This is a genomic window from Microbacterium sp. GCS4, from assembly GCF_001262495.1.
Taxonomy (GTDB): Bacteria; Actinomycetota; Actinomycetes; order Actinomycetales; family Microbacteriaceae; genus Microbacterium.
On record NZ_LGYE01000003.1, the window covers coordinates 76,825 to 92,933 of the forward strand.

Genomic DNA, 16,109 nt, shown 5'->3' on the forward strand with positions numbered 1-16,109 from the left:
GCACAGAGCCCCCTCACCCTGTAGATTAAATATAACTATTCGGGTGAGGGGGGCTCCGTGCTCTACAAGCGGGTCTACGAGGCCCTGCGCGAATCCATCGCGCAGGGCGCATACGCCGTCGGCGACAAGCTCCCCACCGAGGCGGAGCTCTCGAAGCAGTTCGAGGTCAGCCCCATCACGGTCAAGCGGGCACTCGATCTGCTGCGCACCGACGGCATGATCATGCGTCGACCGCGCATCGGCACCGTCGTGACGAGTTCGTCGCCCACGGCATCCGCGACCCGCATCGCGGGCGACCCCGAGGCCGGGTCGACGCTCATCGGCTGCGTCATCACGAGCTTCGACGACACCTTCGGCAACAAGGTCATCGAGGGGATCCTCGCCGCGACCGGCGCGGACGTCCATGTCGTGATCAAGCGGTCGGGCGGCGATCTCGCCGAGGAGGACGCCTGTATCCGCGCGCTCGTGGACGCGGGCGTCGAGGGGCTCATCCTGCTGCCGAGCTCGTCCGAGTACATCCCTCCCGCGGCCCTCGAACTCGTCGCGCGGAAGTTCCCCGTGGTGATCCTCGACCGGATCTTCGACGGGATCCCGGTCTCGGTCGTCTGCTCCGACAACCGGGCGGGCGGTCGTGCCGCCACCGAGCACCTGCTCGAGCTCGGCCATCAGTCGATCGGTTTCATCAGCGCGGCGAGCCATGTCTCGTCGAGCGACGATCGCCGCAACGGCTACATCCACGCACACGCCACGAATCACCTGCCGCTCGAGAATCAGGCCGAGCTGCGCACGATCGGCTCGACCGTCCCCGGCAGCTCGGAGACGACCGAGCAGGACATCGAGCGTCTGATGCGGTTCGTCGAGCAGCATTCCGACATCACGGGATACGTGGTGGCCGAGTACAACATCGCCCTGATGCTGCGCGAGGCCTGCGACCGACTGGGTCTCGCGGTGCCGGCGGACGTCTCGATCGTGTGCTTCGACCACCCTGACGCGTTCTTCGACACCCGGCTGTTCCGGTACACGCACATCCGTCAGCAGCAGCGCGCTCTCGGAGAGAAGGCCGTGGAGTCGGTGCGCAGGCAGACCGCGGCGCCGAGCGAGATCGACAAGATCGTGCTGCCGGTCGAGCTGGTCCTCGGGGCGTCGTCGGCTCCGCCGCGACACTAGCCGCGGTACCGACCCGCACCGACACGCGAATCGGCGCCTCCGGAGGAACCCCATGAGGAGTTCCCGCCGGAGACGCCGACAGGGTGCAGGAGCGGATGCCGTCAGCCGGCCACCCCTGCGACGGTAGCTGCGCCGACTTCTGCTCCGGACTCCCGCGCCTCGAGCCGCGCGCGCTGCTCGACCGCGAACACCGCGCTGAGGATCGTCGAGTACGGGATCCACTCGACCGGCGGCTTCGACCAGTCGTTGCCGGGGCGCAGGTGTCCCTCGACGAGGCCGTTCGCCCACAGTGTGTCGGTGCCCGCCCGCAGGAAGTCCGCCAGCGCGGTCCGCTGCTCGGCGAACTCCTCGTCGTCGGCGAGAGACGCGAGCAGCTCGCCGAGGTAGCGGTAGAACACACCCTTGAAGAGGCCCTCGTCGCCGCCGTCGCCCTCGTCGGGGAAGACCGCGCCGTCGCTGAGCTCGCGCACCGCTGTGGTCGCCGTCTGCACCGCGCGCGCCAGGTACGAGCGGTCGCCGGTGGCGGCGTACAGCTCGACGGCGGCGCCGACGTACAGGCCCTGGTTGTACGTGAAGCGCCACTGCGTGTCGACGCGGCCGTCCTCCTCGCGGTTGACGCCGTCCTCGACGAAGCCGTCAGGGCCCACGAGGTTCGCGGTGAGCCATTCGAAGGCCCGCTGCGCGTAGCCGAGGTGGTCACGCGAGTCATCGAGCCGGCTGAGGCGCACGCCGAGGATCACGAGCGGACCGTTCGCCGGGGTGTTCTTGTAGTACAGCTGCTGCTTGCGCCAGGCGAGGCTCTCGCCGAGGGTGTCGTTCCAGCCTTCCGCGATGACGTGGTCCCAGATGGCGGTCGCCTCGTCGAGGAACCGCTGCTCGCCGGTCGCGCGGTGCACCCGCTCGAGGGCGAGGGCGAACCAGAGCATGTCGTCGAAGTAGTCGTTGAACAGCTGCCCGCCGTTGCGCTCGACGATGTTGTCGCGTGCGGCGATCGCGGCGTCGAACCACTGCTCGTCCTCGGTGCGCAGCCACGCGTCGACACGGGCGTCGATCACGTGCGCGAGCCACCAGTAGTTGAAGACCTCCGTGTTGCCGCGGTCGTGGGGGTGGCTGTTCGCGAGGAACTGGATGCCGTCGGCGCCGAACCAGTGGTCGATGCTGTGCTGGGCGGTGTCGGCGCGTGCCGACCAGGTGTCGTCGTTCATATGTCCTTCTCGTCTGGTGGATTTCGAATAGCTCACTGTGCAACTGGCGAGCCGTCGAAGTTGCAGAGTGAGCGATTCGAAACGCGGGCGGATGCGGTCAGCGGTTCTGCTCGAGGATCTGGTCGCCCTGCTCCTGAGCCTCCTTGAGCGCCTGCTCCGCCGAGATCTCGCCGGAGAGGAAGCGCTCGAGGGCGGGGACCAGCGCCTTGCCCTCGACGTCGGAGAAGCCCTGCACGTTCGGGCGGGTCTGCGCGTAGTTCATGGCCTCGATGAACGCGGCGTAGTGCTCGTCCTCGGTGAAGTAGGCGTCGTTGGCCGCCTCGATGTTGGCGGGGATCCATCCCGAGATCTCCCCGAAGGCGACGCCGTTCTCGGCCTCGGTGGTCCACCACTTCATGAACTCCCACGCGCCTTCGGCGTTCTTGGCACCCTCGGGGATCACGAGCCCGAACCCGCCCATGTACGCGCCCTTGTCGCCGTTCGGGCCCGCCGGAGGCTGCACGACGCCGTAGCTGAGGCCGTCCACCTTGTCGAGGGTCGACAGCGCCCACGGCCCGTCGAGCTTCATGGCGGTGCGGCCCTCGGCGAACGAGTCGCCCGTGTCGCCGAAGCCCTGCTGATAGACGCCCGCGTCGAGCAGGCCCTGCCAGAACTCCAGCACTTCGAGGCCCTCGGGGCTGTTGAACGCGGTCTTGGTCTCGTCGTCGTTGAGCAGCTGCCCGCCCGCCTGCGCGAGGTACATGTTGAACAGGCCGGGGTCGCTGAGGTCGAGGCCGGCCTGGGCGAGCGTGCCGCCGTCCTTGACGGTGAGCGCCTCGGCGGCTGTCTTGAGCTCGTCCCAGTTCGTGGGCGGCGTGACGCCGGCATCCGCGAGCAGCGTCTCGTTGAACAGCAGCGAGCGGTTGTCGACGAGCAGCGGCAGGCCGTACAGCTCTCCGTCGACCTCCATCTCGCCGAGCGCCGGCTCGTAGAAGACGCTCGTGTCGACGGCATCCTCGTCCATGAACTCGTCGATCGAGGCGAGGGCGCCCTTGGGGGCGTAGAGCGAGGTCTGATAGCGGTCCCAGAGCACGACGTCGGGAACCTGGCCTCCCGCGAGCGCCGTGAGCAGCTTCTCCTCGACGAGCTCCTGCGGGACGTACGAGACCTCGTAGTCGTCCTGCGACTCGTTGAACCGCGCAGCCTGCTCTTCGAGCTGGGCGACCTGGTCGCCCGACCAGGATCCCCACATCACGACGGGTTCGGGGCCGTCTCCGCTGCCGTCGCCGGTGTCGCCCGAGGCACAGCCCGCGACGGTCACGGCGAGGGTCGCCGTCGCGACGACGGCCAGGGCTCGCAGGTTCTTCTTCATCGAAATCTCCTTGGTGGGTGGGTGGTGCTGTGGTGGATGGGTGCAGGGGTGCGGGTCACTTGGTGCCGACGTGCGCGACGCCCTCGATGATCCAGCGCTGGGCGAACAGGAACACGAGCAGCACGGGGAGGCTGGCGATCACGGTGCCGGCCATGAGCGGGCCGTAGGCGGTCTCGTAGTTGTTGACGAACGATGCGAGGCCGACCTGGACCGTCATCATGTCCTGGCTGTTCAGCACGATCAGGGGCCAGAGGAAGTTGTTCCACCCCGCCTGGAAGCTGATGATGCCGAGCACCGCGAGACCGGCCTTCGCGAGCGGGAAGTAGATGACCGTGAAGATGCGGAACTCGCTCGCGCCGTCGATGCGTGCGGCCTCGCCGAGCTCGTCCGGCAGCGTCTCGAAGAACTGCTTCATGAAGAAGACCGCGAACGCGCCGGCGGCGCCGGGGATGATGACGGCCCAGTACGTGTTGATGAGGCCGATGCCGCCCTGGCCGAGCACGTCGTTCCCGCCGACGAAGGGGATGCCGCGCAGGATGAGGAACGAGGGGATCATCGTGACGATGCCGGGGATCATGAGCGACGACAGGAAGACTGCGAAGACGGCCTTGCGCCCCCGGAACCGGAGCTTCGCGAGGGCGTAGCCGCCCAGCGCGCCGAAGAAGATGTTCGTCGCGGCGCCGCCGACGCCGAGCACGAGGGAGTTGACGAAGTATCGCCCGAAGGGCACCTCGTCGAACACCCGCAGGTAGTTCTCGATCGTCGGGTTCGCGGGGATGAGGTTGAGCGCGCCGGACAGGATCTCGGTCGCGGGCTTGAGCGAGGTCGAGATGGTCCAGACGAGCGGGGCGACCGTGAGGACGCTGATGAGGATGGCGCCGACGTACCAGCCGATCGTGGCGAGGCGCGCGCGGGGCGTCGTGCGCCGTCTGGTCGGGATCCGGTCGAGCGACGTGCCTGCGGCGATCGAGGTGGCGACCGTGCGGGGTCCGCTGAGGGTGTTCGTCATCACGCGTCCCTCCTGTTCGTGAGCCTGGCGTTGACCAGGGAGAAGACGAGGATGATGAGGAACAGCACGAAGGACAGCGCCGAGGCGTAGCCCATCTCGAGCGCTCCGAAGCCCTTGTTGTAGATGTAGTAGACCATCGTGACGGTCGAGTTGCCCGGGCCGCCCTTCGTGAGGACGTACGCCTGGTCGAAGACCTGGAACGCGCCGATGATCAGCAGCGTCGACACGAGGAACGTCGTGCGGGTCAGGGACGGCAGCGTCACATAGCGGAACTGCTGCCAGGCGTTCGCGCCGTCGAGTCGCGCGGCCTCGTAGAGCTCACCGGGCACGCCCTGCAGGCCGCCGAGGAAGATGATCATGTTGGCGCCGAATCCGGCCCACACGCTCATCATGACGATCGCGATCATCGCCCACTGCGACTCGTACAGCCACGCGGGGCCGTCGATGCCGAACCAGCTCAGTGCCACGTTGAGCAGGCCGTTCTGCGGGTTCAGCATCCAGAACCAGATGGTCGCGGTGGCGACTGTGGAGGCGACGACCGGGATGTAGAACAGCGTGCGGAACAGCCGCACCGCGCGGTGGCGGCGGTTGAGCAGCAGTGCCGTTCCGAGCGCGACCACGAGTCCGGCCGGGACGTACAGCACCGTGTAGTAGGCGGTGTTGCGCAGCGCGATCCAGAAGAACGGGTCGACCGCGATGTTCAGGTAGTTCTCGAGGCCGAGCCACTCGTAGTCGCCGACGATCGCGTAGTCGGTGAAGCTCAGCACGAGGGCCATGGCCATCGGCAGCGCCATGAAGACGAGGAACAGCACGCCCGGCACGAGCAGGAACAGCCAGGCGTTGCGGGTCATCTGCCGTGCCGAGGGGTTGCGCGGTGCGCGGGCGCGGCGGGCAGACGGCATCCGTTCCGGACTGCCCGACTCGTCGACGGATGCCGCGGGCGCGGCGACCTGGACGTTCATGCCGGCCGCGCCTCGGTCAGGGGCCGGCGGCGCAGTGTGCGGAGCCCGGCGATGTCGAGCACGAGCTCGCAGAACATGGCGTTGGCCCACGAGAACCACTCGCGCGTGAAGATCTCGGGGTCGGTCGCGAGGAACGACTCGTGCATGAGGCCGGTCCCGGCATCCGTGTCGAGCAGCAGGCGGAGGATGCGCTGCTTCTCGGCCGGGTCGTCGGTCGTGAGCGCCTCGATGCACAGGCCGATGGGCCAGATGTGACCGGCGGGGGTGTGCGGGCTGCCGAGGCCGCGGGCCTCGGCGCCCCAGGGGAGGGTGCCCGAGACGAACGTGGGGTTGGCCTCACTGAGGATCCAGGCGCGCGTCGCGAGGTACAGCGGGTCGTCGGTGGCGCTCCAGCCGATCAGCGGCAACGACAGCAGGCTGGGCACGTTGGCGTCGTCGAGGAGCAGGATGCCGCCGCGACCGTCGACCTCGTAGGCGTAGACGTCTCCGTGGTCGGGTGTGGCGACGACCCCGTGCTCGGCGACGCCCCGTTCGATGTCGGCGCGCAGGTCGCGGGCGCTCGCCGCGAGCTCCGCGTCGTCGAGCACCTCGGTCGCGATGGTCTCGATGTGCTGCAGCTCGACCGCGGCGAACATGTTGCCCGGCACGTTGTAGCCGTGCACGCAGGCGTCGTCACTGGGGCGGAACGCCGACCACGTCATGCCGGTGGGCGCGGTCTCGCTGCCGCGGCCCTCGCGCACGAGCGTGTCGGTCGACGGGCCGTCGAGGCGCTCGAAGCGGTAGGGCGAGTGTGCCTCGTGGTGCTGTTCGGTGCGCCAGAGTTCGATGATCGTGCGTGCCGCGCGGGCGAAGGCGGCACCGAGATGGTCGGTGCGTCCGGTGAGCGTCCACAGGTCGTGGGCGAGCTGCACCGGGTAGCAGAGCGAGTCGACCTCGTACTTGCGCTCCCACACCCACGGCGACTGCTCGGTGAGGTCGCTCTGGTGGCCGGCGCCGTTCGCCTCGGCGTTGAAGGCGTTGGCGTAGGGGTCGAGCAGCACGAAGTCGATCTGCCGGCGCGAGACCGCGGCGATCATGTCGCTGATCGCCTGGTCCTCAGCGGCGAAGTGCAGGTACGGCGCGAGCTGGGCGGTCGAGTCGCGCAGCCACATCGCCGGGATGTCGCCCGTCAGCATGAAGAGCGTGCCGTCGGGCATCTCGCGCAGCGTGGTGCCGAGGGTGTTCTCGAAGCAGCGCTCGAACATGGCGGCGGTCGCCTCGTCGGTGCGGGCGCGTACGCGCTCGGCGACGGAGTGGATGAAGGCCGAATGGGTCTGAGCCACGATGCTCCTCGGTCGATCTCGAACCGCCCTGCTCTGGGCGACATCGTCACTGTAACCTGAAAACACAATTAAATCTATTTATATCTATAAATATACGAGAGAGCAGTGCTCGTCCAGCGAGTGCTAGCGCCCCTCTGGTCGTTGAGCGAGCGCCAGCGAGACGAAACGCGGTGACCCGCGACCGAGCGACACGCGCCTCCCCCTTGGACGCACCCCCGCGCGCGTGTCAGGATGACGGCATCCCCTACCCCGCGACGGAAGGAACCTCATGCAGCTCGCGATGATCGGACTCGGACGGATGGGCGCCAACATCGTGCGCCGACTCATGCGGGCGGGACACGAGTGCGTGGTCTACGACGTCAACGCGGATGCCGTGCAGGCGCTCGTCGCCGAGGGGGCGGTGGGTGCCGACAGCATGGCCGACCTCGCGTCGAAGCTCGAGGCTCCGCGCGCCGTGTGGATGATGGTGCCCGCGTCGCTCACCGGCAAGGTCGCCGACGATGTGGCGGCCGTGCTCGAGAAGGGCGACATCCTGATCGACGGCGGCAACTCCAACTACCGCGACGACGTGCGCCGGGCGGCTGCGTTCCGCGAGCAGGGCATCCATTACGTCGACGTGGGTACGAGCGGCGGCGTCTTCGGGCTCGAGCGCGGCTACTGCCTCATGGTCGGCGGGCCGGACGAGGCCGTGCAGCACCTCGAGCCCGTGCTGCGCACGATCGCGCCGGGCGAGGGCGAGATCGAGCGGACCCCCGGTCGCACCGGAGAGCTCAGCCCCGAGGAGCAGGGCTTCCTGCACTGCGGACCGTCGGGTGCCGGGCACTTCGTGAAGATGGTGCACAACGGCATCGAGTACGGCATCATGGCGTCGATCGCCGAAGGCCTCAACATCCTCCACAACGCGGATGCCGGGGTGCGCGAGGCCGAGCACTCGGCCGAGATCGCGCCGCTGGAGGAGCCGGAGTTCTACCAGTTCCCCATCGACACCGCGAAGGTCACCGAGCTGTGGCGCCGCGGATCGGTCGTCTCGTCGTGGCTGCTCGACCTCACCGCCGCGGCGCTGAACGAGAACCCGACGCTCGACGGCCTGGCGGGTCGCGTCTCCGACTCCGGCGAAGGGCGCTGGACGGTCAAGGCCGCGGTCGACGTCGGTGTGCCGGTGCCGGTGCTCGCGGCATCCCTGTTCGAGCGCTTCGCCTCGCGCGACGAGGACCGCTTCGCGAACCAGGTGCTCTCGGCGATGCGTCTGCAGTTCGGCGGCCACAAGGAGCTCCCCGCGGGCGACGTGCTCGAGGCCGGTGCCCGCAAGGCCGAGTCCGCGTAGACCCCCGGCCGTTGAGCGCGCCGCGCCCCCCGGTCGTTGAGCGAGCGACGCCCCGGTCGTTGAGCGCGCCACGCCCCCGGGCGTTGAGCGAGCGAAGCGAGACGAAACGCGCTACATTCCTCGAATCGCCGCCCCGCGGCATCCGCACTACCCGCTACCCGAAAGCGTTCAGATGAATCGACCCGGCGCCGTCCGCATCCGCACCGCCACACCCGATGATGCCCCGCGCATCGCGGAGCTCCTCCACGCGTTCAACACGGAGTTCGACACCGAGACTCCGAGGGTCGAGGTGCTGACGCGCAGGCTGCGCGCGCTGCTCGCGGGGCCATCGACGTTCGCTGTGCTCGGCGGCGAGCCGGCGGTCGGCGTCGCGCTGGTGACGGTGCGTCCGAACGTCTGGTCAGATGGACCCGTGGCGCTGCTCGACGAGATGTACGTGGATCCTTCGGAGCGTGCCGGCGGTATCGGCGGTGAGATCCTGCGGGTGGTGGTCGAGGCGTGCCAGCGACTGGGTGTCGCCGAAATCGAGATCAACGGGGCCGGGTCGGATGCCGACGCGATGCGCTTCTACGAGAGGCACGGCTTCACGAACGGCGACCCCGACACCGGCGAGCGGGCGTACTACTTCTCCCGCTCGCTCTGATCGCGAGGGTCACCCGCTGCGGCGGACCTGCTGTAGCGGACGTGCCGAGGTCGGTAATGCATCCCGCGTGCCGTGAGTGGTCGGAAACGCTCCTGAAACGCCCGTGTGAGATGCCTTTTCGACCCGTTGTGAACCTCCGGGATCTCTGACGTGGCACTCCGATCGGTTATGACCGTTGAGCATCTCCACACCCCGACACAGTATTCTGCACCGTCTTCATATGTATGCTTTTGTTTCTCGTATGAAGAACACAAGCGAGTTCTCTCGGGGCCTGATCGCGATGGCCGTCACCTTGTCCCTCGTGACCACGGCGAACTCCGCCGCAGCGCAGACCGACGGCGGCACCGACCACGCCGAGGTTGCCATCATCGCGAGCGCCGTCGACGTAGCTGTGCCTGCGTCCGCGCCGGTCGCGGCGGGCGAGGTCGTCGGCGATCAGGCTGTGGTGCAGGCGAATGGCATCGAGGCAATCGTGCCGTTGAGTGCGGCCGACGTCGTGACGGTCGCGAGCGACGACAACGGAGGGCAGGCTGCGAGCATCACGCTTCCTTCCGAGTTCCGGGAGAGCGTGGGAACCTTCTCAGACGACGGGACTGTCGTCTACGAGGCAGACAGCGGGAGCGCCCTCGCCGTGCAGACGCTCACAGACGGGTCGACGCGTGTGCAGAGCGTCATCGACTCAGCGACGAGCGTGCACGAGTTCGAGTACGGTGTCGACGGCTACCGGCCGTATCAGGCGGACAGCGAGGAGGTGGTTTTCGTAGACGCCGACGGCGACTTCGTCGCCATCGCTCAGCCTTGGGCAGTCGACGCGAATGGTGTCAGCGTTCCGACTCACTACGAGATCCGTGGCGACAAGGTCGTCCAGGTGGTCCAGCCGGACGAGTCGACGGTCTATCCCGTGGTCGCGGATCCGACCTGGTTGTGGAATGGTCCCGCGTGGGGGATGAAACTCAACCGCTCGGAGACATCGCGCGTTCGTGACTACGCTGCTGCGATCGGTATGTGCGGTCTCTTCGCGAAGGCCATAGCGATCAAGGTGTGCGGAGTCTTTGCGTCGTACATCGTGGCTCAGGCCAACCTCGCTCAAGGCGATAGCCCGAAGAGCTGCTTGTTCTTCACTGCGGCTCCTATCCCGGGTGTGATCTGGAGGATCAAGTGCTGAACGGAGGACCGCTGATGGTGAACGAACCGTTCGTCTATCTCCTCACCGTCCTTCTCGCCGTGAGTGCGGGGCTCGGTTTCGGAGTGAAGGCAGCCGGCGTGCACCGATGGCTGGGCCAGGTGGCCGGCATTCTCGTTACGGCTTTCGTTGTTGTCGTCGGGTTCATGATCGGCGCTCACGCCGTGTGGATCGGGCCGATCTTCCTCCTCGTGTCGATGGTCACGACCGTGGTGGTTGGGGTGTCCGGTCGTCGCAATGAACCCATGTTCCTCGCATCGTCGTACTGGCGGCGGGTTCTTCTCGTCAGTAGGGGCTACAAGAGCGAGCCAGGCGAAGCGTCAGGAGACGCCGGACGTCCGTGTACTCGAATCGATCGCGATTGACACGGGGTGCCTACGGCGCGGACTCGCACAGCCCCGCTGTGGTGCAGGTTCTTCCTCTCCGTTTTATGGCGTCCTCCGTCCAGGTGATGCCGCGCACCTCCGACCAGAGATGGAAAACGCCTCGGAGCCGCCCTCTTCCGCAGCGTTTTCCATCTTTCGTGCCGGTGATCAGTCCCAGCCGACCCAGTCCGGGCGGTCGACGATGCAGAAACGGTTGCCCTCGGGGTCTTCCATGACGATGTAGTCCGCGTCATCGGGGCGGCCGTCCCAGTGCACCTCGCGCGCCCCGAGGTCGGTGAGGCGGCGCACCTCGGCATCCTGGTCCTCGGCGTAGATGTCGAGATGGATGCGCGGCGGCAGCACCCGTTCGGAATGGTGGGCGTCGAGCGCGATGCACGGCGCGTCGGCGTCGCGGGGTTTCAGCACGACCCAGTCGTCGTCGGCGGGGTCGCGCTCCACGTAGTCGAGGGCGGCCTTCCAGAACTCGGCCTGCGCGACAAGGTCGTTCACGCGGATCACGATCGACACGATCTTCAACATGCAGGTCAGGGTAGAGCGCGAGCGGATGCCGGGAAAGGCCTTGCGATCGAAGGTCAGGTGTCCTGCACGTGGGTGCGCAGCGCCGCGGCGGCGAAGGCCGCAGCATCCGGTGTCCCGAAGGTGACATGGAAGTCGGGGTTCGTCTCGTACTGCTCAGCCATGCCGAGCACCATGGCGTTCGCGCCGGCGATGTCGCCGGTGTGCATGGGCGTGCCGGGGATCTCCGCGAACCAGTCGAGGTGTGCGGTGGCGTGCTCTTGGGCCTCGGATGACTCCGGCGTGACTCCCTGCTCGTGCAACTCCCGCCACCGATGGACGAGCGCGTCGGTGCGAGCCTTCCAGTCGCGCTGATCACGCACGGACTTCCCATGCCACCAGCGGTTCGAGGCGTCGAAAGCCTCCCGCCCCCAGCGCCGCACGACCTCGTCCTCGTAGTCGTCGTTGAAGCCCTGCAGCATGACGTCCATACGGGGCTCGCGCCCCTGGATGCGCATCTCGATGGTGTGCTCGACCGAGGCGATGCGCCGGGCGACGGCATCCCTCTCGGTCTGCAGCTGGGCGAGGTGCGAGCGCAGCGCGGCCACCTCCGCGTCGACAGTCGCGGCGGCGCCGAGTGTCGACGCGATCTCGGCGAGCGGCATCCCGGCGTCGCGCAGCAGCAGGATGCGCTGCAGCCGGGCGACCGCGACCGGTCCGTAGTACCGATAGCCGTTCGCTCCGACGCGGTCGGGCGCGAGGAGTCCGATGCGGTCATAGTGGCGCAGGGTGCGACCGCTGATGCCGGCGCGGTCGGCGAGCGCGGAGACGGTCCACTCCATGCGGGCTCCGTTCAGTCGTCGGCGGTCGTTGCCAGTCCGAGGCGGGCGAGAGCGACGGACAGGATGCGTGAGGCCGGCGTGCGGACGGACTCCGCCGCCGTGCGTCCGCTCTCTTCACGGTACGCCTCGACGAGGCGCGCGCCGGCCGCGTAGCCGGCGCCGGTCGGGAGTCCGACGGGCTCACCGCCGAAGAGTCGCGCGGTCGCGTCGCCGAGGACCCAGGCGGCGAAGTCCTGCATCCCGGTGACGGGGAGGCCGGTGGCGACCTTCGCGAGAACGCGGTCGTCGGTACGGGTCTCGGGGGAGACGAAATGCGTGTACCCGGTCGGTCCGAAGAGCTCGGTGGCGAAGACGTCGGCGAGTCCCTCGGAGATCACGTGCTCGCCGACGGTGACCGTGGCCGGATCCCAGACGACGCCGCCGGGCGAGTACCGCACGTTGTGGTGCAGCTCGTGCACGGCGATGGCTTCGAGCCGATTGAGCACGGGCGGGGTCGGCCAGAGCGTCAGGGTGATGTAGCCGCTGATGCCGCCGAAGCCGGACAGCCCCTGCACCTCCTCGACGAAGTGCCGGTGGCTCGGATCGCCCAGGATCACCAGCACGGTCAGGTCGGGGACTCGGATGCCGGGATTCGCGCGCTCCAGTGCGTCGATGCCGGCGTGGAGCGCGGTCTCGATGCGCTGCCATGCATCGGCCTTCACGAGGGCGTCGAGCCCGGCGCGGAGTTCATCCGAGGGATGGTGGGCATCGAACCCGAAACTCTGCCGGTGCACGTCGGCGAGGTCGAGCCCGCCGGGGATGAAGTGGTACATACCTGCCATCGGCGCCCACATCTCGCGGACGAGGTCGGCGCGCGCAGGCTGGTCGGCGTCGAGGATGCGGGCGGTGGCGGAAGCGGTGTCGATCACGGTGACGGTCATGTCATACGACGGTAGACATTGCCGTCGCGTCAAGGTCAAGCGCGTGATGAACGTCGGGTCACGATGCGGGGTCGATAACGCATCCGATTCGGCTCTTTGGGATGCGTTTCTGATCCCGCCACGCGTGGTGTCACGCGTCGCCGACGATGAGATGCTCAGGTCACTGCGAGACGCGAGAATGCCGGACGCGATGGCCGATGCCGTGCTCGGGATGTCGATCGGACTGCGCGACGGGTTCGTGCCCGACCAGGAACGCACCGCGGTGACGACGACGCCGACCGGACTGCGCGGCTGGGTGCGGGAGGAGCTGGTGCCGGCGCTGGGTGGCCGTTGAGCGACGACGGAACGCCTGCTGCCGTCCGCGAGATCGCGCGCTTACATCGTTTGTCGGGTCTGCCGTGAACTTGAAGTAAACTCGCGCAGCTCACAGATCGAATGACTGGATCTCTTCCATGCGCGAGTTCGGCTGCAGCGCCGTTAGTTCCAGGAGCCAGGGGAGATGTGATGACAGAGGTGCCGGGTGCCGCGCATCTCGCTGTGGTTCAGAGGGAAAAAGAAGTGATCCAGGAGAGCCTGCTCTATGTACTTTGCCTGCCGGTTTGGACAACGCCACACCGAGATCTCGGTCGTGAGCACTGCGTTGACTCTTTTTTCCAACTGGTGTCGGAGGAGACGCGTCGTAATCGATTGCCCCGCCTTTCCTACGTATGCGGCCGTCAGGTGCTCGGCGTCGTGTTCGGAGCAGTAGTCATCCTGTTTCCACAGGATGTAAACACCCGATACTCGCTCAAGGTTCAGCCAGCGCACATCACCATTCTGCGCACCCTCCTCTCCGTCCTGGTACCACCCTTCGTGACTGTCGACAAGTTGTCGGAGGGTTGGCGTGAAGGTCGATTCGTCCGCTGTTGTGCGGTCGAACGTCTCCCAGGCTGTGCGGTCATAACACACGCAACCGCAATCGACGAAGCAACTGATGATGCGCTCTCCTTCGCCGGTTCAGAGGATGATTCATGACTCTACCGATCGGGGCCAGCCGTCGCGAAGGCACCTTGATTGGGCTCGTGAAACAGCTCGTCGAGCGCTTCGCATCGGGTGCGGAAGATCGAGCAGGCCCCGCAGGATCGAGAGGTTTGACCCCGCCTGTCACGTCCGCCAGTACGCCGACCCGTCAGCATCTCGCGACAGCACCCCGTGGACGATCAGGTACCGGCGAAGTGTGGGGATGTCGTCGGTGTGCCGTTCCAGTCGCGAATTGACCTCGGGTTCCGTCAGATGTTCGCCCGGCTGCAACAGTCCCTCGCCGATCGTCTGCAGAAGCGCCGCGCGGGCTGCGGCCCGCCGCGGATACTGCGTGATCCTCCCGTCGGCGTCGATCCAGCGGCTCAGGTCGATCGGATTATCTTCGCCACGGATCACACGTCGACCGTAGTCCTCGGGCGAGGACGAGTGCAGAATACTGTCCACGGACGGAATCGGCTGAAGCGCATCGAAGGAGCAGCGCCATGAGACCACTGCGGTATGCCATCAACGTCACGCTCGACGGGTGCGTGCACCATGAGGCCGGGGTCGCGCCCGACGAGGAGCTGATGCGCTTCTGGACGGAGCAGATGACGCAGTCGGATGCCGAGCTCTACGGCCGGGTCACATTCGAGATGATGCGGGAGGCGTGGCGTCGTCCGGATGACGGCGTCTGGCCCGACTGGATGGAGACGTGGGAGCACGATTTCGCCGACACGCTCGACCGGGCGAAGAAGTACGTCGTCTCGAGCACGCTCGACGAGGTCGACTGGAACGCCGAGCTCGTCCGCGGCGATCTCGGTGAGGCCGTGCGGGCGCTGAAGGAGCAACCGGGGAAGGGCCTGTCGGTCGGAGGGCTCGCGCTGTCGTCAGCGCTCACGGATCTCGGGCTGATCGACGAGTTCCTGTTCGTGGTGCATCCGATCGTGGCCGGTCACGGTCCGTATCTGCTCGAGGGTCTGCGCGAGCGGGTGAACCTGGAGCTCGTGGAACGACGGGAGTTCGGATCGGGCGCGACCCTGATGCGGTACACCCCGCGACCGTAATGGGCCTGGGTCAGGCCGCGTCGGCCTCCGCCCGCTCCTGCAGCGCGCGGGCGATCCGCTCGACGGCCTCGACCATCACAGGCCGGGGCATCGCGAACACGAACCGCGTGAACCCGATCGCGGCCGCTCCGCACGCGGCGCCGTCGGTCATCGCGACGCCGGCGTGGTCGCGGAACCATTCGCCGAGGTCGCCGGTCAGCCCGGTCGCGCGGAAGTCGAGCAGCGCGATGTAGCTGCCCTCGGGGGCGATCATCCGCACGCCGGGGAGCTTCTCGGACACGAGCTGCGACAGCATCCGCCGGTTGCCGTCGAGGTAGTCGACGACGTCGTCGAGCCACTCGGCGCCCTCGGTGTACGCGGAGGCGTTCGCGAGCACCCCGAGCGTGGACGTGCCGTGGCCGGCCCAGAATCCGAGGCGCTCCCAGAGCGCGACGTCCGCGTCGTTGGAGAGGATGACCTGCGCGCATTTGAGGCCGGCGAGGTTCCAGGCCTTGGATGCCGAGGTCGCGGTCAGCGTGTGCGCGGCGGCCTCCGCCGAGACCGAGGCGTAGGGGATGTGCTGCGCCGGCGCGTAGACGATCGGCGCGTGGATCTCGTCGGAGAAGACGCGCCCGCCCGCGGCTGTGACGGTGTCGGCGATCGCGAGTAGCTCCTCGCGCGTCGCGACCGTGCCGAGCGGATTGTGCGGGTTGCAGAGCACGAGAAGCTCGCCGCCGTCGCGGAACGCCTGGGCGACGGCATCCAGGTCCATGACCCAGCGTCCGTCGACCTCTATGCTCGGCACTTCGATCACGCGACGTCCGCGCATCGGCGGCACCAGGAGGAACGGCATGTACGCGGGTGTCGGCACGATCACGGCGGCGCCCGGAGTCGTGAAGTGCTCGATCGCGAGCTCGAACGCGGCGATCACATCGGGCACGTGGTGCACCCGCTCGGGCGCGACCTCCCACCCGTAATGCGAGGAATACCAGCGGGCCGTCGCCTCGGAGAGAGCGGTCGCTGCGGCGGTCGGCAGGTATCCGGTGAGGCCGACGTCGAGAGCATCCTTCACCGCGGCGCTCACCGCGGGAGCGAGCCCGAAGTCCATCTCGGCGACGAACGCGCCGATCGTGTCGGGGAACGTCGTCCATTTGACGCTGCCCGCACCCCGCAGGTCGTCTTGCGTGATCTGGTCGAACGCACCGGGATTCATCCCGCCTCCTCCGCGTGGTGATGATGCTCGGGATGCCGTCGCAGG

Annotated in this window: 18 protein-coding genes; 8 read left to right on the forward strand and 10 right to left on the reverse strand. The window is 67.6% G+C overall.

Annotation, left to right across the window (positions count from 1 at the left end; translation table 11 throughout):
• Positions 1–57: 57 nt before the first annotated feature.
• Positions 58–1,167 carry a GntR family transcriptional regulator gene (locus AKH00_RS12130; protein WP_050723024.1) on the forward strand — a complete coding sequence of 370 codons (1,110 nt, stop codon included), beginning with the start codon at positions 58–60 and terminating at the stop codon, positions 1,165–1,167.
• A gap of 101 nt (positions 1,168–1,268) precedes the next feature.
• On the opposite strand, the gene AKH00_RS12135 is transcribed toward AKH00_RS12130, so the two are convergent.
• From AKH00_RS12135 to AKH00_RS12155, 5 genes are all read right to left on the reverse strand, one after another.
• Positions 1,269–2,372 carry a glycoside hydrolase family 76 protein gene (locus AKH00_RS12135; RefSeq protein ID WP_050723025.1) on the reverse strand — a complete coding sequence of 368 codons (1,104 nt, stop codon included), beginning with the start codon at positions 2,370–2,372 and terminating at the stop codon, positions 1,269–1,271.
• A gap of 97 nt (positions 2,373–2,469) precedes the next feature.
• The gene (locus AKH00_RS12140) at positions 2,470–3,723 is read right to left on the reverse strand and encodes an ABC transporter substrate-binding protein (RefSeq protein WP_050723026.1); all 1,254 of its coding nucleotides are present in this window, start codon (positions 3,721–3,723) and stop codon (positions 2,470–2,472) included.
• 55 nt (positions 3,724–3,778) lie between these two features.
• Positions 3,779–4,732 carry a carbohydrate ABC transporter permease gene (locus tag AKH00_RS12145; RefSeq protein WP_082297592.1) on the reverse strand — a complete coding sequence of 318 codons (954 nt, stop codon included), beginning with the start codon at positions 4,730–4,732 and terminating at the stop codon, positions 3,779–3,781.
• Positions 4,732–5,694 (reverse strand): carbohydrate ABC transporter permease, encoded by a 963-nt coding sequence (locus tag AKH00_RS12150; protein WP_235556767.1) that lies wholly within the window; start codon positions 5,692–5,694, stop codon positions 4,732–4,734. Before AKH00_RS12150 ends, AKH00_RS12145 begins: the two co-directional genes overlap by 1 nt.
• On the reverse strand, positions 5,691–7,016 hold the full coding sequence (locus AKH00_RS12155) for a glycoside hydrolase family 125 protein (RefSeq protein WP_050723027.1): 1,326 nt from the start codon (positions 7,014–7,016) through the stop codon (positions 5,691–5,693). Before AKH00_RS12155 ends, AKH00_RS12150 begins: the two co-directional genes overlap by 4 nt.
• A 268-nt stretch (positions 7,017–7,284) precedes the next feature.
• Here AKH00_RS12155 and gnd point away from each other — a divergent pair, with 268 nt between their 5' ends.
• The 4 genes from gnd to AKH00_RS12175 all read left to right on the forward strand — a co-directional run bounded on the left by gnd (position 7,285) and on the right by AKH00_RS12175 (position 10,531).
• Entirely contained in the window at positions 7,285–8,340 is a 1,056-nt protein-coding gene (gnd, locus tag AKH00_RS12160) for a phosphogluconate dehydrogenase (NAD(+)-dependent, decarboxylating) (RefSeq protein WP_050723028.1), read from the forward strand.
• Between the two features lie 172 nt (positions 8,341–8,512).
• Complete coding sequence (locus AKH00_RS12165) at positions 8,513–8,983, forward strand: GNAT family N-acetyltransferase (RefSeq protein WP_050723029.1); 471 nt, start codon at positions 8,513–8,515, stop codon at positions 8,981–8,983.
• A 241-nt stretch (positions 8,984–9,224) separates the two neighbouring features.
• Positions 9,225–10,148 carry a hypothetical protein gene (locus AKH00_RS12170; RefSeq protein WP_050723030.1) on the forward strand — a complete coding sequence of 308 codons (924 nt, stop codon included), beginning with the start codon at positions 9,225–9,227 and terminating at the stop codon, positions 10,146–10,148.
• Positions 10,149–10,162: 14 nt separating this feature from the next.
• Positions 10,163–10,531 carry a hypothetical protein gene (locus tag AKH00_RS12175; protein ID WP_152926180.1) on the forward strand — a complete coding sequence of 123 codons (369 nt, stop codon included), beginning with the start codon at positions 10,163–10,165 and terminating at the stop codon, positions 10,529–10,531.
• 168 nt (positions 10,532–10,699) lie between these two features.
• On the opposite strand, the gene AKH00_RS12180 is transcribed toward AKH00_RS12175, so the two are convergent.
• From AKH00_RS12180 to AKH00_RS12190, 3 genes are read right to left on the reverse strand one after another with little or no spacing between them, the layout of a single operon-like run.
• Complete coding sequence (locus AKH00_RS12180) at positions 10,700–11,071, reverse strand: VOC family protein (RefSeq protein WP_082297593.1); 372 nt, start codon at positions 11,069–11,071, stop codon at positions 10,700–10,702.
• A gap of 53 nt (positions 11,072–11,124) precedes the next feature.
• A complete protein-coding gene (locus tag AKH00_RS12185; RefSeq protein ID WP_050723032.1) occupies positions 11,125–11,889 on the reverse strand; it encodes a MerR family transcriptional regulator in 765 nt (254 codons plus the stop codon).
• 11 nt (positions 11,890–11,900) lie between these two features.
• Positions 11,901–12,809, reverse strand: a complete 909-nt coding sequence (locus tag AKH00_RS12190; RefSeq protein ID WP_050723033.1) for a DUF2268 domain-containing protein — start codon at positions 12,807–12,809, stop codon at positions 11,901–11,903.
• Between the two features lie 178 nt (positions 12,810–12,987).
• Here AKH00_RS12190 and AKH00_RS17990 point away from each other — a divergent pair, with 178 nt between their 5' ends.
• Both AKH00_RS17990 and AKH00_RS17860 read left to right on the forward strand, forming a co-directional pair.
• Positions 12,988–13,143 carry a hypothetical protein gene (locus tag AKH00_RS17990; RefSeq protein WP_161804394.1) on the forward strand — a complete coding sequence of 52 codons (156 nt, stop codon included), beginning with the start codon at positions 12,988–12,990 and terminating at the stop codon, positions 13,141–13,143.
• Between the two features lie 170 nt (positions 13,144–13,313).
• Entirely contained in the window at positions 13,314–13,823 is a 510-nt protein-coding gene (locus tag AKH00_RS17860; protein ID WP_152926181.1) for a hypothetical protein, read from the forward strand.
• A gap of 129 nt (positions 13,824–13,952) precedes the next feature.
• On the opposite strand, the gene AKH00_RS12195 is transcribed toward AKH00_RS17860, so the two are convergent.
• Positions 13,953–14,273, reverse strand: a complete 321-nt coding sequence (locus AKH00_RS12195; RefSeq protein WP_050723034.1) for a DUF2087 domain-containing protein — start codon at positions 14,271–14,273, stop codon at positions 13,953–13,955.
• A gap of 38 nt (positions 14,274–14,311) precedes the next feature.
• Here AKH00_RS12195 and AKH00_RS12200 point away from each other — a divergent pair, with 38 nt between their 5' ends.
• A complete protein-coding gene (locus AKH00_RS12200; RefSeq protein WP_050723035.1) occupies positions 14,312–14,872 on the forward strand; it encodes a dihydrofolate reductase family protein in 561 nt (186 codons plus the stop codon).
• A 10-nt stretch (positions 14,873–14,882) separates the two neighbouring features.
• Here AKH00_RS12200 and AKH00_RS12205 read toward each other — a convergent pair whose 3' ends face one another.
• The gene (locus tag AKH00_RS12205) at positions 14,883–16,064 is read right to left on the reverse strand and encodes a MalY/PatB family protein (RefSeq protein ID WP_050723036.1); all 1,182 of its coding nucleotides are present in this window, start codon (positions 16,062–16,064) and stop codon (positions 14,883–14,885) included.
• Positions 16,065–16,109 lie beyond the last annotated feature (45 nt).